This is a genomic window from Embleya sp. NPDC050493 (assembly GCF_044458105.1).
Taxonomy (GTDB): domain Bacteria; phylum Actinomycetota; class Actinomycetes; order Streptomycetales; family Streptomycetaceae; genus Embleya.
Genome location: NZ_JBITHP010000017.1, coordinates 206,024 through 226,113, shown reverse-complemented (window position 1 = coordinate 226,113; position 20,090 = coordinate 206,024). Strand labels below are relative to the sequence as shown.

Genomic DNA, 20,090 nt, shown 5'->3' with positions numbered 1-20,090 from the left:
CTCACCGGGGTCGGCATCCAACAGGCCGGGAAGATCTTCTACGGCGGCATGCTGCTCAAGACCAGCGGCATGACCTACAAGAAGTACCGCACCACCACACTGACATCGGCCAAGACCCTCGACCCCACCTGCGCCCTGTTCAACAAGACCAAGGCCGCCTGGGACGCCGTCAGCCTGCCCGCACAGCCCAACGACCCCACCTGTAACGGTGGGCCGGGCAACCCCGACTTCTCGATCAGCCTCACCCCGAGCTCGGGCAACGTGGCGGTCGGCGGGGACGTCACCACCACCGTGGGCACCACGACCACCAGCGGTGCGGCGCAATCGGTCACCCTGACCGCGTCGAACCTGCCCAACGGGGTGACCGCGCAATTCACGCCGGCCACCGTCCAGTCGGGCAACAGCTCGTCCCTGAAGTTGTCGGCGAGTTCGACGGCGACCGCTGGTACGTACACGGTGACCGTGACCGGCAGCGGCGCCACCACCCATACGGCGCAATACACGCTGACCGTCGGCGGCACCGGACCGGGCACGTGCACCGCGCCCGCCTGGAACGCCGACTCGGTCTACACCAACGGCAGCGTGGTCTCCTATCAAGGCCACACCTACCGCGCCAAGTGGTGGACCCAGGGCGAAGTCCCCGGAACCACCGGCCAATGGGGCGTCTGGGTCGACCTCGGCGCCTGCTGAGCCGACCCGCACGCGGCAGGTAGTGCACGCACACCGCGGTCGTTCCCGATCGTGTTGCCCGGCAGGCCCGCAGGTCGGCCTGCCGGGCAGCCGGGCAGCCGGGCAGCCGGCACCGGTGTCACGCGTCGCGGTCGCGGACCTTCCATACCCCGGCCGCCGCTCCCGCGAGTGTCCAGCCGACCATGACGAGCAGGACCCGCCGTGATGCTCCAAGGCCGCGGCACCGGCCCCCACCGCGGATCCCCCGATCGTGGGGGCGCCCTCCCCGGGGCGGGGCAGACAGGAGCAGACGTCGGCAGGTGTGCCCGGTCAGCCGAGCGTCCCGGGAGCCGGGGCCTGCCGGGGTCGCCTCCCGCCCGATTCCGCCACCCGGGCCACCTCGCCCGCGACATCGGGCCACAGCGCCGCGGGCAGGTCGTGGCCGACACCCGGATAGGTGACCAGGCGGGCGCCGGGGATCGCCCGGGCGGTGGCGCGGCCGGCGCGTACCCGCAGGATCGGGTCCTGTTCGCCGTGCAGGACGAGCGTGGGGTGCCTCAGCTCCGCCAACTTCGGCCCGTGCCACTGTGCGCCGATCTGACGGCTCTGGGCCTTCTTGTCGCGCGGCCCGCTGTCGACCTCCGCCTCGACCCACGCGCGGGCCGCCTCCTCGTCGAACGGGTAGCCGGGCGAGGCGATCCCTCGCCACACCGTGAGAGACGCCTCGATGTCCCCCTCACGGCCTTCGGGGAACCTGGCGCGCGCGAGCTTCGCCAGGAACCCGAAGCGCAGGTAGCGCAGTACGCCCAGGCCGGACACGTCGCTCGGAAGCGCGGCCGACGAGGTGAGGCTGAGCACCCGTTCCGGGTACCGCAGCGCGAGCCGCTGGGCGATCAGCCCACCCATCGAGTGACCGAAGACGTGCACACGCTCCCAGCCGAGTTCGTCCATCACCGCAACGGCGTCGTCCGTCATGTCCTCGGCCGTGTACGCCTCGCCCCGCTTGCCGAACAGCGCCTTGAACGGGTTGCCCGTCGCCGTATCCGGCATCCGCGTCGACTCGCCCGCATCCCGCTGGTCGTAGCGGGCGACCTCGAATCCGGCGTCCGCGAACGCTCCGGAAAGGCCGTCGGGCCACCAGAACCGCGCCGTCGCCAGGCCCATCACCAGGAGCAGCGGCTCGCCCCGCGAGCCGTCGAGCCGGTCGTAGGCGATCTCGACACTGCCGTTGTGGGCGTACCGGGTCGGCGTCCACGAGCGCGCCGCGGGAGCGTCTTCCGGTGCGGCATCCCTGGCCGTCGTAGCCATCGTGGCCCTCCTCCGCATCAACTGCGATCGGTGTTCGCAGTTCTGGGACGCTACGATACTGCATACATCGTTCGCAGTGAAAAGAGGCATCGTCGTGGGCTCGGCCGACAACATCTGGCTCCGTCCCGAACGCGCCGCGCGCGGCCCGGCTCCCGGCTACGACCGCGACACTCTCGCCGCCGCGGGAATGGCCCTCGCCGACGCCCACGGCCTCGCCGCCGTCACCATGCGCGCCGTGGCCGACGCCCTCGGCGCGGGTCCGGCCTCGCTGTACCGCTACGTCGCCACGCGCGAGGAACTCGTCGAACTCATGGTCGACCGCGCGCACTCCGGGATCCGACGCCCCCACCCCGGCGGCGACTGGCTCGAAGACCTCCTGGACCTCGCCCGCGAGAGCCGTCGCGTCACCCTCGCCCACCCCTGGCTTCTCGACGCGACCGCCACCCGAACCCCACTCGGGCCGAGCACCATCGCGTATCTCGAATGCGCGCTGGGTGCGCTGTCCGGCCTCCGGGTTCCGTCCCGCACCAAGCTGGAGGCGATCGCCGTCCTCAGCGCCGTGGTCGCCGGACTCGCCCGCACGGAGATCAACCAGGCCCGGGCCGGCCGGACCCTCCCGCAATGGCAGCAGGCCCAGGCCGCCTACCTGACCCACATCGCGACATCGGGCCGACACCCCCACCTGGCCGCCGCATTCGCCGCTCAGGGCGCCGACGACGACGAGCCGGTGGAACACCTCTTCGACCGCATCGTCACGGGCGTCCTCACCGGCCTTCTCCGCCCCGACGCCGACTGACCCGAAAGCCCTGAGAGCTCTGTTCTCCGCGAACTCCGGAGGAAAGGACGATGCCGCCGCGGAGGGCGGCGTCCCGAAAGGATTCTGCTGTTCACACCGCTCATGACGAGGACCCCGGTGCCATGGCACCGGGGTCCGGGGTTTCGGGTTGTCTCACCATCCACCGGTCGAAGACCGGTGTCGTATCCGCACTGCCGCGCGGGGCGGCAGAATATGCGGGGATCGCCTATGCGTGACCGAAGACCACCTTTCGTTCGGATGGACCGCGGTGCCCGCTCGACCATGTCACCGATCGCGGGCTATCCGATGGCGCTCTGGAACCCTTCCCTTCTCCTCTGACTTGCAATTGCTCCGTGCGGATTTTGCGTTTGCGATTGCTTGCGTTGCGGTTGCTGCGTTGCGATTGTTTGCGTCTGCCTCGCCGCCAGTCGAAACCCTCTGCGATTCCCGGTCCCGATCTGCCCGACGATCCTTCCTAGGTCCGCCGCCGGAGCCCCTTACCCACACCGGCCCCGACGATCACTCGACATGTTCCACTACACGGGCAGTTCGTCATCTGCCACGTCCGTTTGACGTTTCCTTCGGTTCCGACATAGAGAACGCTAGCCGCGCTCCACATGAATGTCTACCTTCGGCGTGACAGATTTTCGCCCGTGTCGACGTTCGGCTCCGCCGAGGCGGATCGCGAGGCAGAGCAGCCGCGGCCACGGGCCCGATCGGCGCGCCGGAGCGATTCAGGCAATTCCGATGGCGGGGGCACGGTTCGTGTGTCGTGTGTCGCGGGAGGAGGCCGAACAGGCGGGGCGGCTCGACGTGGGTAATCCTCGGGCACCTTGGCACCTGGACGCCCGGACGCCCGGCGTCGCGAGGGCCTCTCGGGCCCAGTGGGCAAGCATCGACCGGAGCGCCGTCGCATGGGAGCCGGCGGGCGAACACCTGCGGGCTTTGGGGGACGACCGGACCCGGCGGTTCCGGCGGACGGCCGGGTCGATCCGCTCGCCGGCGCGCGCCCCCGTGGGGGCACCGCGCCCGAGCGTCATCGCCAGGTCAGCTCTCGTCCGGTTCGGTCTGGGCCGCCTCGCGCAATTCGGCGTTCAGGCGCAGGGCCTCTTCCAACTGGTCCTCGAGAATCACGATGCGGCAAGCGGCGTCGACGGCGGTGCCCTGGTCGACAAGTTCACGGGCACGCTGGGCAATACGCAACTGATAACGGGAGTAGCGGCGGTGGCCGCCCTCCGAGCGCAGCGGGGTGATCAGACCGTACTCCCCGATCGCGCGCAGGAAACCCTGGGATGCGCCGATCAACTCGGCCGCGCGGCCCATCGTGTAGGCGGGGTAGTCGTCGTCATCGAGCTTGTCGGCCTTGGCCGGAGTCGAGCGGGATTTGGAAGCCATCGGCGCCTCTCTTGAGTTCGCATCCATCCATCGAGTTCACATCCGCCACAGCCGATCGGAAACGCGTCGAGGGGCCCTGGCGCCGTACGGCACCAGGGCCCCGAAAGAAATCCACACCATCCACCGACACCGACGTGTCGACCTATCCGTTCCGCATCCCCCCTGAGGGGCAGGTGCGGGGATCGCAATTGCGTGACCGCGGACACCTGTCCTACCGGCGTCTCCACGGATCCCACTCGGCCGAAATCTTCAACGCGCCGAGCGGGCGATCCGGATGGCGTTCGCTCCTTCCTCTCCTGTTCCTTCGTCCTGCAACGGGTACTGCCACTGCGGGTAAAACCGAACCACGAATACTGCCGGTTACTGCTTACTGCTCGTCCTACCGGTACTGCTCGTAATGCACGGCGGCCCCGTGGGCCACCCTCGGTTCTCCTCGGCCCGACAACCAGCCTCCGGAACCCTCGCCGAACAACCAACGGCCCCGGGACTCTGCTGTCGAACCCTCAACAACGCGCGCCAGTTCGTCTCTGTCGCGCCTCACTGATTCGCTTGGCTACGGAAGAAAACATACCTACCGATCCTCCCAATGTCTACTCCGGGCACGACAGATTTTCCGCCACGTCGGGTACGCAAAACAGCTCCGCCCGCGGAGCCGTGACCGACTCGCCGCGCCGGAACACCCCCCGACACGACGCCCACCACGAAGCACCGGCACCTCTCCCACCCCTTCGACGACCGCCCACCGGAAGCCCCCGGCCGCCGCGCACGGTGTCCGCACCTGTCGATCGGCCGGAACTCCCGGTGTGGGTGTGCCCTTTCACCCTCCGGGGCAGACGTTCGGCCAACCTGCTCGACAGGAATCGGCGACGGAGGTGGGGACGTGAACGAGTACGCCCGGGGGATACCGGAATCGCCCACGGAGTGGGGGCTCCTGGTGGCGGTCCTCGCCGTATTCGGCGCCGCCTTCCTCGTCCGGGCCCTGTGGCGCAAGAAGAAGGGGCAGCCGGTGAGCACCCGGGACGACGAGAACCCCAACCGCCCCACCGAAGGTCCCAGCAGGAGTGCGTGGAAGTGGTGGCTCGGCGCCGGAGCCCTCGCCTATGTGGGGACCGTGATCCTCCGGATGGCCATGGGTGCGAGCGGCGTCGAAGTCTGGCTGTTCCCGGCACTCTTGTTCCCGGCCTGTAGCGTCCTCCTGCCGGCCAGAACGGCGCTCATGGCATGGAGCGCCCGAAAGGGCCAGGACTTCCGGGCGCGCCGGCGTCACCCCCAGGACGAAGACACCGCCCCGGCCGGACGTTGAACCGGCACCCACTCCCCATTCGCCCGCGCTCGACAGCTCCCTCCCTGACGTCGAAACCACCGGGGCGAACCGGGACGGAACTTACCGGAAGGGCCGCGCGGTCGTCCCCGCCCCGGAAATCGTCCTCGAAGCACCTCGCCACCCCGAGGATCCTTGTCGACCGACGGCAGGGCCCCGGCCCTGGCCCACGGGCCCCGGGAGAGGGATCATGGTGGTGGGGCCGTACCCGGCAGGAGGTACGTCATGGGACACGCACGTGAGGCCATGGATCGGCTCACCGAGGCGATGACCGAGTCCAGAGACATCGCATCCATCGCGGAGTGCTTCGCGGAGGACGCGGTGGCCACCACCCCGGAAGGCCGGTTCTGCGGTCGGGACGCCATCGCGGAGTACATGGGCGAATTCGCCGTCGCCGTACCGGACAGCGGATTCGAACACGAGCACCGGTACGAGGCGGGTGACACCGCGATCGACGAGGGATGGTTCCACGGGACCAACACCGGCCCGGTGAAACTTCCCGACGGCCGGACGCTTCCGCCGACCGGCAACGAGATCCGCGTCCACGGTTGCGACGTTGCCACCGTCAAGGACGATCGGATCGTCGACTACCGGCTGTACTTCGACCAGATGGCATTTCTCGAACAATTCGGATTGGCGGCCGAAGCCCGCGCCTGATCGGGAGCGAGCGTCGCCGAGGGCGGTGCCGGCACCGACGCGGCGTGCACGTCGGGCGCACACGCCGGGGTGAACGCAGACGGTTCCGCCGATTACGTCGAGCACTTGCGGGTGCCCGCACTCAGCTTCGGGACGTACTCGGCGTCACCGAGGACATCACGGTGCCGGTCTTCTTCGCGCCCGCCTACTCAGGGCGGCCGTGACCCACACCCTGCCCACCGGGGGTCACCGCCCGCCCACCCGTTCCCGGACGCTCTCCTGTCGGGGGTTGGCCGTTGTCCCGCTCCCCCGGCGGTCGCCGGGGGGCGGGAGGAACTCGATGCGGGTGGATCAGTGGGTGTAGAGGTAGAACCAGCCCTGGGAACTCGGCGTGCAGTAGAAGTTCGGGCCCCAGAGTTGGATGCCCGCCTGACCCGCCGCGTTGCATTCGGCATACGTCGTGTAGACGCCGCTCACATGGAACTCGCCTGCGGCACTCGCCGAGCTCGCGGCGCCGATGGGGAACAAAACCGCCGCAGCGACGGCGACAAGCAGCCCGATGCGTTGTCTCACGTGCCAACTCCTTTTGCTTGGACGCGATCTGCCTGATCGTCAGCTCGGGTCGGAGATGGTGCGATGCCAGTCGCATGCTACGGGCGCAACACCGGAAAGGTCTAGACCAACCACCCAGGCAACGACCCGCCCCGCCCCGCGGCGCGTGCCGGCGCGGCCCGGCCTGGCGGGCGAACCTCCTGGCCCCTTCCGGGTACCGCGACCGACGCCCCGCCGAGACATCCGGCCCGCACACCGACGCGCACCCTTCGTGATAAGTTCTGCGTCGCCGTAGGCCGCTGCGAACCGAGGAGGTGAGACCGATCAACGCTGGGACAGGTCGGGACTCCCTCCCGCGCAGGGTCCGGGGAGTGCCCGCAGGAGGCACCCGAAAGGCTTGACACGCCATGCGCTTCACCTTCGAGACGTCGTTCGACGGCGTCACCGAACAGCTCTTCACCCTCGGCGAGATCCCCGGCGTGCTGTGGACGCCGGACGGCGCCGCCGGTACTCGTCCCCTGATCCTGCTGGGCCACGGCGGCGGGCAGCACAAGAAGGCCCCCGAAGTCGTGGCCCGGGCCCGCCGTTTCGTGACCGAGTGCGGTTTCGCGGTTGCTGCCGTCGACGTGCCCGGCCATGGTGACCGGCCGAAGGACCGGGAGTACGACCGGATCGCGACCGAGAACCGGGCTCGCGTGGATGCCGGCGCGGAACTGGCTCCGCTGATCGCCGACTTCCAGGCACTCGTCGCTCGCCGGACCGTCCCGGAATGGCGGGCGGTGCTGGACGCGCTACGTCGGCTCGACCGCGTCGGCCCCGGTCCGGTGGGCTATTGGGGCGTCTCGTTGGGTTGTGGACTCGGCGTTCCCTTCGTCGCCGCCGAACCGCGGGTCCGCGCAGCGGTGTTGGGCCTCGGTGGGGCGCAGGCGTCGGCCGAGGCCGCCGCGCGGATCACCGTCCCGGTGGAGTTCCTGGTGCAGTGGGACGACGAGCGGGTGCCTCGGGCCCGGAGCCTGGCGCTGTTCGACGCCTTGGCCTCGGCCGAGAAGACGCTGCACGCCAATCCCGGAGGACACGGGGAAGTCCCGGCCTTCGAACTGGACAGCACGGTAAGGTTCTTCGCCCGGCATCTCGGCTGACACCGCCGCCGGTGGTCCGCGACGCGTCGATCGGGATCCGTTCCCGATCGACGCGTCCGGGAAGCGCCCGGAACGAACACGTCGGGCATCGCCCCGACGCTCGTTCACGAACGGGCAAGGGTGCCCGCGCGCACGCCGTGCAGCGCTGTTCCTCGCCGCGGTCAGGTGAGGTGTGCCGCGACGAGGGTGGCCGCCTCGGCGAGGAGGGGCTCGTCGGCCGGTGCGTGGGCGTCCGGCTTGGTGCCGAACACGGCCAGGACGAGCGGGTCGCGGCCGGGTGGACGGACGATCGCCACGTCGTTGGTGGTGCCGTAGCCGCCGGTGCCGGTCTTGTCGGCGACGCTCCACTGGGGTGGCAGGCCGGCGCGGATACGGTTGCCGCCGGTGGTGTTGGCGAGCAGCCATCCGCCGAGGCGGGTGCGATCAGCCGGCTCCAGGGCGGTGCCCAGGGTGAGTCGGGCGTAGGTGCGGGCGATTGCCCGAGGGCTGGTGATGTCGGTGTCACGGCCGGGTTCGGCCGAGTTCAGGTCCGGTTCCGGGCGGTCCAGGCGGGTCACGACGTCGCCGACGGAGCGGCAGAAGCGGGTGACCGCATACGGCCCGGCGGCCTCGCCCGCCCGGCCTCCCAGTGCGCGGAGCAGCAGATTGGCCGCGGTGTTGTCGCTGTGCGTGATGGCCGCCCCGCACAGGTCCGCCACGGTCATGCCCTGGGCGAGATTCTCCGGCCGGCCGGTGATCGGCGCGTAGCCCGAACGGGCGACGTCCTGGTCGGTGTAGCGGATGCGCTCGGCGAGGAATGTACCGTCCCGATCCAGGTCCCGCAGGACGGCCGCGACGAGCACGGTCTTGAACACCGAGCAGATCGCGAAGCGCTCCTGGTCCCGATAGCCCACGTGCCGTCCGGTGGCCGAGTCGAAGGCGAACACCCCCAGCCGTGCGGCATGTTGCTGCTCCAGTCGGCGCAGCCGGTGGAGGATCTCCGCATCCCGCCCCACCGCCGACGCCGTGCTCGCGTTCGTACTCGCGGTCGCGTTCCCGCTCACATTCGTACTCGCGCTCGCGGTCGCCGGGACCACCAGGCCCAGCGTGGTCGCGGCGCCGACGGAAAGTATGTTGCGACGGGTGGGGCGGATGCGCGGCGAAACCAAGGGGGCCTCCTTCGGCCGATCCGAACACGTGCACCCATCCAACCGCAGGTGACAGGCCGGGCAAGAAGGCATTCGAGCGTGTCGGCGGTGCGCTTCCCGTTCGGGGGAAGTCTGTGGAACGAAGGCACGGCGGATACGGCGAGAGGAATTTTCACCATGATCGTCACGGGCGTACTCGCGGTTGCTCCGGTGCGTGACATCGAACGAGCGGTGGCCTGGTACGCGCAACTTCTGGACAGGCCGGCCGACACGAGGCCGATGCCGGGTCTGGCGGAGTGGCACATCACCTCCACCGGCGTGGTCCAGGTCTTCCAAGACCCCGAGCGCGCCGGTTCGACTCTGCTCAATCTCACCGTGGACGACCTGGACCGGGCGCTGACCGACCTCGCCGTTCGCGGCCTCCCGGCCGGGCCGGTGCAACCAGGACAGAGCGTACGGTTCGCCGCTCTGCACGACCCCGACGGCAATCGCGTCACGCTGATCGAGAACCGGGCGACGTAGCGCAGCCCCGCGGCCGCATCGGGGCCGTGCCGCGGACGACCCGGGCGCCCGCGAGTGTCACCATGAGGACGGAGAATGTCTCCCCATGAAGACGAACCGGCAAGAGCCGACCGTACCGACACGCAAAATCCCGGACGAGTCCTCTTCGCTCGGGTCCCTGCTTCGTCGGTACGCCGCCCTGGAGAACGACGCGGACTTCGCGCGGGTGCGGACGTGGGCCCGGCGCGAGTTGCGGGGATACGACGACGCGGCCCTGGACGACCTCCCCGCCTACCGCCTCGTCGAGACGCCACCCAAAGGGCTCGAGGTCGACGCCACGGGGAGCGGCTGGATGACGAGGGGGGAGCGCGTCGACGAATACAGGTTGCCCGAAGCGTGTCGCGCCTGGGTGCCGGAACGGGTCCCGCTGCGACACGGGGTCGATGAGATCGAGAGTCTGATCGCCGCCCGTACGTGCTTCGACAACTTCATCGCCGTGTCTCCCCCACGCGCGGAGGAGATCGCCCTGTCGCTCACCGAGAAGGTGACACCACCGCATGGCAATTTCACCGTCACCGCCGTGTACTGGTCGGTTCCGTATGCGGCCCTGAGTGGCCTGCTGGACCGGATTCGTGACCAACTCTCACACCTTGTCGCGGAGGCCGGAGCCGTCATCCCCGACGGGCAACAGGTGTGAGGTGCGGGACACCGTCACCGACCCGTCGTGCGTCGGCACAAGGAGCACGACGGGGCAGGGTCGTCGGGTCTCAGCCACGCAGGTCGAACTCGATGTAGTCGACGTCGGTGACGGTGACGTCGAGGTCGTCGGCCCGGGTGCCCTGGTCCTGGAAGTACGCCTCGCCCAGGCCCGCGGCGACGATGCGCTCCAGGTCGCGTTCGGAGGCTCCGGCGTGGTGAGCGTCGAACAGCTGCCGCGCGCGGGTGGGGGGCAGGGGCTGGGTGATGCGGCGCATACGGGGGTCGTCGGTGGAGCCGGCCGCCGAGGAGAATCCGAACCGGGCCCGCGTTTCGACGATCACGCCGCCGGCGGCGGCCGCGCGCTGCTCGGCGCGCCGCCTGACCCGGGGTTGCCACAGGCGCCGGACCTCGGCATCGATCTTCGCGTTGACGGGCGGGGGCGGGTTCTTGCGGTCGCCCTTGAGGTAGCGCTCGATGGTGCGTTGGCTGACGCCGAGGAGTCGGGCGACGTTGCGGGTGCGGCCCTGGTGCTTGCTCACCAGGAAGCGGATGCGGGCTTTGGTGGATCGGGGCGGGTTGCGGGTGAGGACGTGCTGGGCGGCCTGGTCGAGGCCGTCGGCGATCTTGCCCACGGGTGCTCCTATTCGCCTTCGGCGACGGCGTCGACGCCCTTGATGTGCCGGGCCGGGTTCTGTCCTTCGACGAGCAGGCCCAGGGCCCATTCGAGGGGGCGGGTGCCCTCGTGTTTGACCATGCCGGGGCTTACGCCGAGGCGGAAGCCGCCGGGGACCGGCTTGCCGTCGGCGCCGCGCGGGAGCACATCCAGCGGGGAGGGGCCGGCGGCGGGGTAGACGACGCAGTCGGAGAGTACGGCGATGGGGTACAGGTCGGCGACGGTGGCGAGTTTGCGCATCTTGCGGTGCATGCCGACCCGGGCGTTGGCGATGACGGCGGCGCGGATGTCGGGGCGCCAGGTGGGGCGTTCCAGGGCGGGCCAGCGATCGCCGGGGCGGTAGCGGGCGCCCTGGGGGCGTTCGCGGAGTTTGCCGATGCCGCCCTTGACGGTGGCCTTGATCGCGGCCAGGACGATCGCGCGGGCCGGGTCGACCTGCTTGTGGCCGGCCATGGCGGCCAGGAACGCGGCCTCGTCCAGGTCGGGAGTGACGCCGAGGTCGGCCATGGTGGTCAGGTAGGCGTCGCGCAGGCGGGTGTACCAGGGGTCGAGGTACGCGCCGCGGTCCGGGCGGATCCAGGCCTCGAACGGGTCGATGGCGGCGCCGAGTTCGGCCGCGTAGGCGACGGTGGGCGTGGCGTACCAGCCGGGCCCGGTCGGGCGCAGGCCGGTGGGGGTGAACGGGTTCGGCAGGCGTGGGTCGATCTCGATGCCGGAGAGGTCGACGTACCAGCAGCCGGGCATCTTCTTGTCGAACGTGGGCGCGTCCACGTGGACCGGTGCGCCCAGGCCCACCGGCAGCCTGGAGGCGGCGGCGAGGAAGGCGGCGTTGACGTCGAGGCCGACGGCGTGTTCGAGGTTGCCCTCGTCGTCGCCGACCAGGTGGATCGGGCGGTGCCAGTCGTACGCCTCCTCGACCAGGACCTCGCCGGCCGCGCGGGTCTGCGCGACCGGGTGCTCGTCCGGGGCCTCGGGCGGCGCGGGGTCCACGACCTCGGTCAGCGAACCCGCCACCGGACCCGAACGCCACGTGCCGCCGGCCTCGTCCTTGACGGCCTGGGTCGGCGGGCGCAGCTCGGTCATCAGGGCGAGGCCGGCGACGGCGGTGGAGCCGCGGGGGGTGACCACGCGGGCGGCGTAGGCGCCGAGCAGCCCGGCGAGTTCGGGCGCGGGCAGCGTGGCCGCGTCGCCCCAGGAGCGGGTGTCGAGCGCGTCCCAGCCCAGGAACGCGAACTGCACGCACTGCCGACGGCCGCCGTCGGCGAGGGGACGGTAGACCTTGGTCCAGGGGCCGAAACCGCGCCGGGTCAACCGCCAGCCGTCCTTGGTGACCTGCTTGACCAGGGCGTCGTCCTCCGGCAGGCGCAGGTTGCGGCGGTCTGTCAACTCGGCCGGTACGCCCAGGCGTTCGGCGGCGGCCGAGGTGAGCACGAGCAGCGGGTCGGCGTCGCGGCCGGCGCGGTGCAGCCGCTCCGCCCCAAGGCCCGCGTCCAGGGCCCAGGCGACCAGCGCGGGCAACGACTTCACCGGGCACGGCAGGACGCGGCCGTCGACCAGGTGGGCGCGGAGCGTCTTGCCTTCGGCGTCCAGGACCGCCAGCGGGCCGGCCGGGAACCGGGCGGCCTGTGCCTCCTGGGGGGCCTGGTCGGTCCCGGCGGCCGGCCGGGACCGGGCCGGCGATTTCGCCGTCGCACCGCCCGGGGCGGGGGCCGCGACGGGACGGGGCGTCGACACCGACGGGCCGGACACCGTCGCCGGCCCCGACGCGGCCGGCACCGGGGCGACCGACACCGGGGCGGAGGGTGGCCGGGCGGCAGGCGGCGAGGCGGCGGGCGGCGAGGTGCGGGCCCAGGGCGCGGCGGCCGTCAGGCCGCCGGCGGGTCTCGGATCGGGCGCAGGGCGTGCGGGCGACCCTGCCTCACCGGCCGGGGCGGTTGCGGCGGAGACGGGCTCGGCCGACGCGGCATGGTCCGGATCGGCCGCAGGGTCTGCGGGTGGAACCGCTTCGGCTTCGACGGCCTCCGCAGGCGCCGCCGGCGCGGGTTCGTCCCGGCCGGCGGCGGAATCGCCGGGAGCGACCCCGCCGGCGTCCGCGGTCTGCTCCCGATCCTGGTCCGTGCCGGGGAAACGCTGAGCGAGGCCGTTGAGGAGTCGGGCGTAGGCCTGACGCTGCGGAGGTCGGGGGTCGGTGCGGCCGGACTCCCAGGCCACGATCGTCACGCGTTGCACACCGAGGGCGTCGGCAACCTGACGCTGGGTCAGCCGTGCCGCCCGGCGCAGCCGCGCACGCTCGGCGGGCGCCGGCAGGTCACCCTGGTCGATCTGGTTCAGCAGGGCGTCGACCGCATCGAACAGTCCGTCTGTCACGACTCACCTCCGAGCGGGATTCTATCACGATCCTTGCTCTTAAATTTACCTGATCCGACATCGAATCTGACATCCATATAGTTGGATGGATCGAATCTCGTCACCCCGCAGCCGACAGCCGGCGGTGCCGATCGACGGCCACCCGGCCGCCCGGGCGACCACGCCGACTCGACGGTCCGGTTGACGCCGGCCGCTTCGGGCCGAGGGTGGGACCGGCCGGGGACAGCGGACTCAGGCGCCCGGGACAACCGAGCGGCGATCGTCGATGGCAGGCGATGTGATCGGGCCCGGTTCCGAATCCGGAGCCACCGAATCCGGAGCCACCGATCCGAGGCCGAACCAGGGATCGCAATCGTGGCCGAAGGGCCGCGCGCCGTCCCGCTCCCGAGCCCACCGCCACTTCCGTCCCTACAGAGCAAGCAAGGCAACCACCATGAACCACACCGGGTGCCCGCACGGACCGCCTCTTCCGCGCCCCGTCGGCCGTTCCACGAATACCGTCACACCGAACCCGAACCCGAACCCGAACCCCAGCCCGACCCCGAACCCGAACCCCGGCCCGAACCCCGGCTCGAACCCGGCTCGGCGCCGCGCCCCGGTCTCGCCCGCCCCGCCTCCCGCTGCGGCCGCTCCGCTCCCCGAGGTGCTGCTGCCGGCGATACCCCTGTCCCACCTCGAACACCTCGTCGGCGCACCCCGGTTGGCCGAGGTGCGGACCGCCCTGTGCGAGGCCCGTAGGCGCCTCGACGGGCGCGAGGTGTGGCATGTCAGCGACAATCCGACACGCGGCGGGGTCGCCGAACTCCTCCGCACCACCCTGCCGCACCTACGCGGTGCGGGTATCGACACCCGTTGGGCCACGATCGAGGGCAGCCGAGCGTTCCGCGTCTTCACCAAGGCGCTCTACTACCGGTTGTGCGGAGTGCCCGCCAACGAACACGAGGACCCGCCGGACCCGGAAGCCGGACGGGCCCTGTACGAACAGGTGACCCGCGCCGCCGCGCAGCGGCTGCTCGGCGTCGTGGGTCGGCGCAGCGTGGTCGTCCTGCACGATCACCAGACGGCCGGCCTGATCCCGTACCTGCGCGACGCCGGGTGCGTCGTGTTGTGGCAGTGCCACGTCGGCACTCCCCTGCACGCCGAACCGGCGCTCCCCGCATGGGCCTTCCTGCGTCGGTACCTGGCCGCCGCGCACGGCTTCATCGCCTCGTACGACGGGGCGTTGCCCGCGGGGCTCCCGGATGCGCCGATCCGTATCCTGTCGCCGTCCATCAATCCGCTGGCACCGAAGAACCTCCCGCTGCACCCCGCCGTGGAGGCGTCGCGACTGATGGCACGCATCGGGGTCTACCGGCAGCCCCGGCCGGACCCGACCGGGTCGGGAATCGGCGATGCCTTCGCCGAGTTGCCGCTTCGCCATCCGGCTCGGATCGACCGCGAAGCCGGACCGTTGCCGATGGGTACACCGCTCGTGACGCAGGTGAGTCGATGGGACCGGGTCAAGGACATCCCGGGTGTGATCGAGGCGTTCACCGACCATGTCGACCCGGACTTCGGCGCCCACCTGCTGCTGGTGGGACCCAGGGCGGCCGGCGATCCGCAGGCCGAACAGGTGCTCGCGGAGTGCCGCGAGGCCCGCGAGCGTCGGCCGGGCCGACGGGGTCGGGTGCATCTGGTGCAGATCCCCACCGATCATCCCACCGAGCACGCGCTGACGATCAACGCCATCCAGAGGTGCTCGACCGTGGTGATCCAGAAGAGCCTCGCGGAGGGATTCGGGCTGACCGTGTCCGAGGCCGCGTGGAAGGGGCGACCCGTCGTCGCCTCACCCGTGGGCGGCATTCGGCAGCAGATCGAACACGGCCGATCCGGGCTGCTGTTGGCGCACGCTCGTGATCTGTCCGGGCTCGGCGCCTGGGTCGACCGACTGCTCGCCGATCCGGCGTACGCCCGGGAGTTGGGCGAGAACGGACGACGGCACGTACGCGGACGCTTCCTCGCCGACAGCGGCGTGCTGGGCCTGGCCCGGATTCTCTCCGAAGTCGCGTAGGCCACGGCGGACCGGGCGCGGACACACCGCGCAACCGTAGTCCGGACCGGAACTCCCGCGCCGGACAAGCCCCGGGCCCCGACCCCCTCCACGCCTTCCTCCACCACGGCCACCACGTCCAGGTCCACTGCCCCTGCCACCACGCCACGCCACGCCACACCACCAAGGACCGATCCCCATGCGCATTCTCGCCCTCGGCGCCCACCCCGACGATGTCGAACTGCTGTGCGCCGGAACCCTCGCGCGCTACCGGGCACGAGGCGCCCACGTGAGCATCGCCATCCTGACGAACGGCGCGCCCACCACACACACGACCGGGTCCGCCGCACGAACCAGCGGATCGGCCACACGAAGCGCCCGGCCCAGCACACGAACCACCCGGTCCGCCGCGATGGTCGGCGTCCGGGCCCGCGAAGCCCGCGAAGCCGCGTCGTTGCTGGGAGCCGATCCGATCATGCTCGGCCTGCCGGACGGCTTCCTCTACGACACCCCCGAGACCCGACTGCTCGTCGTGGACCTGCTGCGCCGTGCCCGCCCCGACCTGCTCTTCGCACATCACCCCGAGGACTATCACCCCGACCATCGCGCCGCGAGTGCCCTGGCGAGCGCCGCGCGGCTGCTGGCGCGCGAGCCAGGCATCGAAACCGATCACCCCGCCCTCGGCGCGGTGCCGGGCATGTTCCACATGGATACCCTGACCGGCGCGAACGCGGGTACGCCGGACCTGTGGGTCGACATCACGGACACGATGCCGACCAAGGAGGCCATGGTGTCGTGCCACCAGAGCCAGAACGACCGTCGCCGCCGGCGTGCCGGCCGGGACTTCGTGGATCTGGCCCGGCGGCAATCCGCTCTGCGCGGCGGCGAGGCGGGCGTCGCCCACGCGGAGGCGTTCACCGGTACGCGGGCCCATCCGCCGACCACCGCGGCCGACCTGGAACTGCCGTGGATCGCCCGTACCATGCCCGCCCCGGACGACGCGGCCCGAGCCGGCGAGACGACCGACGAGCACCGCCGAGCCGGGGCGTGAGACCCCGTGAGCGAACGGAACCCCATGCGCATCCGAGCCGACGCGGTACCCACCCCCCGCCTCCGGTCGCACCGACGCCGGACCGGGGAGCGCCGATCGCGCGCCGGACGCCGGGGGCTGTACGCCGTGTTCTTCCTCAACGGATCGATCCTGGCGAGTTGGGCGCCGCGCATCCCGCAGGTCAAGGCCGATCTCCGGCTTTCGGACGGGCAGTTGGGCATCGCGCTGCTCGGCGTCGCACTCGGTTCGATCCCGGCGATGCGGGTGGCCGGCACCGTGGTCGACCGATTCGGCAGCCGGATCGTCACGCGTGTCGCACTGCCGGCCTACGCGTCGGCAATCGCCCTGCTCGCGCCGGCCGACGGGATGGTCCCACTCACCCTCGCCCTCGCGGCTCTCGGCGCCGCCGTGGGCGCACTCGACGTGGCCATGAACACCCACGCCGTCGACGGCGAACGCGGCGCGGCGCACTCCGGCATCTCGTCGTTCCACGGTCTCTACAGCGCGGGTGCGCTCGCCGGCGCCCTGATCGGCACGGCCGCGGCGGCGGCCGGAGTGCGTCCGGACACACAGTTCCTGGTGACCGCCGCCGTGGGCCTGGCCGCCTCGGTACCGGCCGCCGCGGTGCTGCGGCCGTCCGCCCACCACGTTTCCCGGTCGCGGACGCGCTCCGTCGGCCGGGGCACGCTCGGACCACGCGGGCGCCTGCCGTGGCTCAGCCTGCTCGGGTTGTCCGTGCTGCTCATCGAGGGGGTGATCACCGATTGGGGCACGGTCTACCTCGCGGATTCGGTGCACGCGCAGCCCGGGGTGTCGGGCGCGGGCTACGTGGTCTTCGCCCTGGCGATGACGCTCGGGCGGCTCACCGGCGACCGCGCCGCGGCACGTTTCGGCCCGGTTCGTATCGTGCGTTTCGGCGCCCTGGCGACCGGATCCGCCGCGGCGATCGCGATCGCCGCGCCCACCCCGTGGGTGGTGGTGCCGGCCTTCGCGGCCGTCGGTCTGGGCATCGCGTGTTCGTTCCCCCTCGTGGTCGGCGGCGTCGGCCGGCAGTTCCCCGACGCCCCGGGCCCGGCGGTCGCCACCGTCTCCACCACCGGCTACCTGGCCTTCCTCGCCGGGCCGCCGCTCGTCGGTTTCCTCGCCGGCCACGTCACACTCCGCCTGGCCCTGCTCCTGCTCCCCGTACTCGCGCTCGTCGCCGCATCCCTCGCCGGACTCCTGTCCGCCGACCCCGCGCACCCCGGCGGACGGCATCCGGACACCACCCCCGCGGCACCGCAGGCCGACGAACGCGCCTGAAAGGACGCGTCCGGGACGCCGGCGACCCGGCTCGGACGATCACCGCGGCGTCACATACCTCGTTGGCATGGAAAAGTGATATTGGCCGCCGGAGTTCGCGCATCCATACGCTGGTTCCACCGCACGCCCACGGATGGACCAAGGGACCAAGGGACCAAGGGACCAAAAGTATCCTCGGGAGCCTCCAGTGAAAAGCACACGGATCGTGCTGTCCGCCCTGCTCGTCACGTGGGCGGTCGGCCTCCCACCCGCCGCCGCCTCGTCGCTCGCCCCGACGTCGCCGGCAGGCCGTAGCGCGTTCGCCCTCTCCAGCGCCGCCTTCGCCGACGGCGGCGTCATCCCCAAGATCCACGAGTGCACCAGCGGCGGCGGCAACGACCCCGCCAAGAAGAACGAATCCCCACCCCTGACCTGGTCGGGCGCCCCGGCCGCGGCCAAGAGCTACGCGATCGTCATGCGCGACCTCGACAACGCCGACCTCATTCACTGGGTCGTCTACGACATCCCGGTGGGCACGACCTCGCTCCCCCAGAACGTCGACCACGCCTACCGGCCCTCGGTCCCCGCCGGAGCCCGGCAGGTCTACTACCGCGGAAGTGCGAGCCTGTACGGCTACCAGGGGCCCTGCTCGCCCTCGACGGTGAACACCTACGAGTTCGTCGTCCACGCGCTCGACCGGACGTCGCTGACCGAGCTGAACTCCGCCTCCTCGACCCGCACCGCCGCCAGGGTGATCGCCGCCGCCTCGATCGCCTCCGCCAGGATCAGCGGCGAGTCGTAGGCCCGCCGCCTGCCGTGCGGAGCGGGAAAACGGGTCGCGACGCCGACCGTTCGCGTGCCACCGTGTCGCATCGACGGAGGCACGAGGAGGCCCGATGGCATCGGTCGTCATCTGCGGCGCCGGCGTGGTCGGTCTGGCCACGGCCCTGATGCTGGCGCGCGACGGACACGAAGTGACCGTGTACGAAAGTGACCCCTCCGTTCCACCGGATGATCCCGCGCAGGCGTGGACGGCGTGGCGGCGTCGGGGCGTGGCCCAGTTTCGCCAGCCGCACAACCTGCTGCCCCGGTTTCGTCGAGTGCTCGCCGAGGAGCTGCCCGAGGTGATCGACCTGCTCGTGGCGGCCGGTTGCTTCGAGGGCAACGCCTTGCACCCGCTGCCCCCGAGCGTCGCCGACTACGTCCCCCGGCCCGACGACGACCGCTTCCGCTTCCTCACCGGCCGACGTCCCGTCGTCGAGGCGGTGTTCGCGTCGGCCGCCGTCGCCGCCGGGATTCGCGTGCATCGGGGCAGCAGGATCGTCGGCCTGCTCACCGGCGCGCCGATCCTCCCGGGCATCACGCACGTGAGCGGCATACGCACCTGCGAAGGCATCGAGTTCCACGCCGACCTGGTGATCGACGCGACCGGCCGCCGGACCGCCTCGACGCGCCTGCTGACCGAGATCGGGGCGCCGGCTCCGCTCGTCGAGTCGGAGGACGGCGGATTCGCCTACTACACGCGCTACTTCACCGGTCCGCGACAGCCCGTCCGGCGGGGCGCGCCGTATACGCCCTACGACACCTTCTCGCTGCTGACCATTCCCGGCGACAACGACACGTGGTCGGTCACCGTGGTCGCCACGGCCGGCGATGCGCCGCTCAAGGCGCTGCGCGAGCCCGAATGCTTCACCCGGGTGGTTCGAGCCTGTCCGGCCCAGGCCCACTGGTTGGACGGCACACCGGTCACCGACATCGTGGTGATGGCGGGCATCCTGGACCGTCGACGTCGGTTCGTGGTGGAGGGCCGCCCGGTGGCCACCGGCTTCGCGGCGGTCGGCGACGCGTGGGCATGTACCAATCCCACCGCCGCCCGAGGGCTGAGCGTCGGCCTGGTACATGCCCAACTGCTGCGTGACGTGGTGCGCCGATGCGCCGACGACCCGGCCGGTTTCCCGCTCGCCTGGGACGAGGCCACCGAACGGGTCGTCACGCCGTTCCATCACGACCAGATCCGGGCGGACCGCGACCGCGCCGCGGCGATGTCCCCCGACCGGACCGCCGCCCCCGCCCCCACGCCGAGCCCGTTCGGCGCCGCGGCGTTTCGCGACGCCGAGGTCTTCCGCGCCCTCCTGGAGACGGCAACGTGCCTGGCGCTCCCCCGAGAGGTGCTCGCACGACCGGAGATCCGGGAGAGGATCGACATCGCGCCGCCCGAATCCACGGACACGCCGGGCATGCCGGGACCCGACCGCGAGAGCCTGCTGCGGCTCCTCGCCTCCTGACCGGACCGTCCGGCCGCGGCAGGGGCGTGAATGGATCGGCGGCACGGTCACGTGGTGGCGCCGTATCGGGCGATCGGCCGCCATGACCTCCTCGGTCGGCCGGTTTCCTCGGGCCGGGATCGCCGGCCGGAGTCCTCGCACGCGCGGCCGTGCCCGCCGCCGGGGGGGGGGTGGCGGGCCCGGCGCGGGGGGGGGCGGGGGGGGAGGCTCCCCTCGAGGGGGGGGCGTACGGCGTCTCGGCCGCGGGCGGGGCCGGCGTGG

18 protein-coding genes are annotated in these 20,090 nt (G+C 71.5%); 12 read left to right on the top strand and 6 right to left on the bottom strand.

What is annotated here, in order from left to right; translation table 11 throughout:
• The coding region (locus tag ACIBM5_RS29420) for a carbohydrate-binding protein (protein ID WP_396009543.1) at positions 1–690 on the top strand (690 nt) is incomplete at its 5' end.
• Positions 691–999: 309 nt separating this feature from the next.
• Here the strand turns inward: ACIBM5_RS29420 and ACIBM5_RS29415 are convergent.
• Complete coding sequence (locus tag ACIBM5_RS29415) at positions 1,000–1,977, bottom strand: alpha/beta fold hydrolase (protein ID WP_396009542.1); 978 nt, start codon at positions 1,975–1,977, stop codon at positions 1,000–1,002.
• A 76-nt stretch (positions 1,978–2,053) separates the two neighbouring features.
• On the opposite strand from ACIBM5_RS29415, the gene ACIBM5_RS29410 reads away from it, so the two are divergent.
• Positions 2,054–2,773, top strand: coding sequence for a TetR/AcrR family transcriptional regulator (locus ACIBM5_RS29410; RefSeq protein ID WP_396009541.1), 720 nt, complete (start codon positions 2,054–2,056; stop codon positions 2,771–2,773).
• A gap of 1,047 nt (positions 2,774–3,820) precedes the next feature.
• Here the strand turns inward: ACIBM5_RS29410 and ACIBM5_RS29405 are convergent.
• Positions 3,821–4,168, bottom strand: coding sequence for a MerR family transcriptional regulator (locus ACIBM5_RS29405; protein WP_396009540.1), 348 nt, complete (start codon positions 4,166–4,168; stop codon positions 3,821–3,823).
• 880 nt (positions 4,169–5,048) lie between these two features.
• Between ACIBM5_RS29405 and ACIBM5_RS29400 the strand changes: the two genes are divergently transcribed.
• Entirely contained in the window at positions 5,049–5,471 is a 423-nt protein-coding gene (locus ACIBM5_RS29400) for a hypothetical protein (protein ID WP_396009539.1), read from the top strand.
• Between the two features lie 243 nt (positions 5,472–5,714).
• Positions 5,715–6,146: an ester cyclase gene (locus tag ACIBM5_RS29395; protein ID WP_396009538.1), complete on the top strand. Its 432-nt coding sequence runs from the start codon at positions 5,715–5,717 to the stop codon at positions 6,144–6,146.
• A gap of 330 nt (positions 6,147–6,476) precedes the next feature.
• Here ACIBM5_RS29395 and ACIBM5_RS29390 read toward each other — a convergent pair whose 3' ends face one another.
• On the bottom strand, positions 6,477–6,698 hold the full coding sequence (locus ACIBM5_RS29390) for a hypothetical protein (RefSeq protein WP_396009537.1): 222 nt from the start codon (positions 6,696–6,698) through the stop codon (positions 6,477–6,479).
• Positions 6,699–7,084: 386 nt separating this feature from the next.
• On the opposite strand from ACIBM5_RS29390, the gene ACIBM5_RS29385 reads away from it, so the two are divergent.
• A complete protein-coding gene (locus ACIBM5_RS29385; protein WP_396009536.1) occupies positions 7,085–7,816 on the top strand; it encodes a dienelactone hydrolase family protein in 732 nt (243 codons plus the stop codon).
• Positions 7,817–7,977: 161 nt separating this feature from the next.
• On the opposite strand, the gene bla is transcribed toward ACIBM5_RS29385, so the two are convergent.
• Entirely contained in the window at positions 7,978–8,928 is a 951-nt protein-coding gene (gene bla / locus ACIBM5_RS29380) for a class A beta-lactamase (protein WP_396009548.1), read from the bottom strand.
• Positions 8,929–9,120: 192 nt separating this feature from the next.
• Between bla and ACIBM5_RS29375 the strand changes: the two genes are divergently transcribed.
• Together ACIBM5_RS29375 and ACIBM5_RS29370 are read left to right on the top strand one after the other, a co-directional pair.
• Positions 9,121–9,465 (top strand): VOC family protein, encoded by a 345-nt coding sequence (locus ACIBM5_RS29375; protein WP_396009535.1) that lies wholly within the window; start codon positions 9,121–9,123, stop codon positions 9,463–9,465.
• Between the two features lie 85 nt (positions 9,466–9,550).
• Positions 9,551–10,141: a hypothetical protein gene (locus ACIBM5_RS29370; RefSeq protein WP_396009534.1), complete on the top strand. Its 591-nt coding sequence runs from the start codon at positions 9,551–9,553 to the stop codon at positions 10,139–10,141.
• Positions 10,142–10,211: 70 nt separating this feature from the next.
• On the opposite strand, the gene tpg is transcribed toward ACIBM5_RS29370, so the two are convergent.
• The gene (gene tpg, locus ACIBM5_RS29365; RefSeq protein WP_396009533.1) at positions 10,212–10,775 is read right to left on the bottom strand and encodes a telomere-protecting terminal protein Tpg; all 564 of its coding nucleotides are present in this window, start codon (positions 10,773–10,775) and stop codon (positions 10,212–10,214) included.
• A gap of 8 nt (positions 10,776–10,783) precedes the next feature.
• The gene (gene tap / locus ACIBM5_RS29360) at positions 10,784–13,183 is read right to left on the bottom strand and encodes a telomere-associated protein Tap (protein WP_396009531.1); all 2,400 of its coding nucleotides are present in this window, start codon (positions 13,181–13,183) and stop codon (positions 10,784–10,786) included.
• 643 nt (positions 13,184–13,826) lie between these two features.
• Between tap and ACIBM5_RS29355 the strand changes: the two genes are divergently transcribed.
• The 5 genes from ACIBM5_RS29355 to ACIBM5_RS29335 all read left to right on the top strand — a co-directional run bounded on the left by ACIBM5_RS29355 (position 13,827) and on the right by ACIBM5_RS29335 (position 19,829).
• Positions 13,827–15,233 carry a glycosyltransferase gene (locus ACIBM5_RS29355; RefSeq protein ID WP_396009530.1) on the top strand — a complete coding sequence of 469 codons (1,407 nt, stop codon included), beginning with the start codon at positions 13,827–13,829 and terminating at the stop codon, positions 15,231–15,233.
• A 178-nt stretch (positions 15,234–15,411) separates the two neighbouring features.
• On the top strand, positions 15,412–16,263 hold the full coding sequence (locus ACIBM5_RS29350) for a PIG-L deacetylase family protein (RefSeq protein WP_396009529.1): 852 nt from the start codon (positions 15,412–15,414) through the stop codon (positions 16,261–16,263).
• Between the two features lie 126 nt (positions 16,264–16,389).
• On the top strand, positions 16,390–17,565 hold the full coding sequence (locus ACIBM5_RS29345; RefSeq protein ID WP_396009528.1) for an MFS transporter: 1,176 nt from the start codon (positions 16,390–16,392) through the stop codon (positions 17,563–17,565).
• Positions 17,566–17,752: 187 nt separating this feature from the next.
• Positions 17,753–18,346, top strand: a complete 594-nt coding sequence (locus tag ACIBM5_RS29340; RefSeq protein WP_396009527.1) for a YbhB/YbcL family Raf kinase inhibitor-like protein — start codon at positions 17,753–17,755, stop codon at positions 18,344–18,346.
• A gap of 94 nt (positions 18,347–18,440) precedes the next feature.
• Positions 18,441–19,829 carry an NAD(P)/FAD-dependent oxidoreductase gene (locus ACIBM5_RS29335; protein ID WP_396009526.1) on the top strand — a complete coding sequence of 463 codons (1,389 nt, stop codon included), beginning with the start codon at positions 18,441–18,443 and terminating at the stop codon, positions 19,827–19,829.
• Positions 19,830–20,090: the final 261 nt, after the last annotated feature.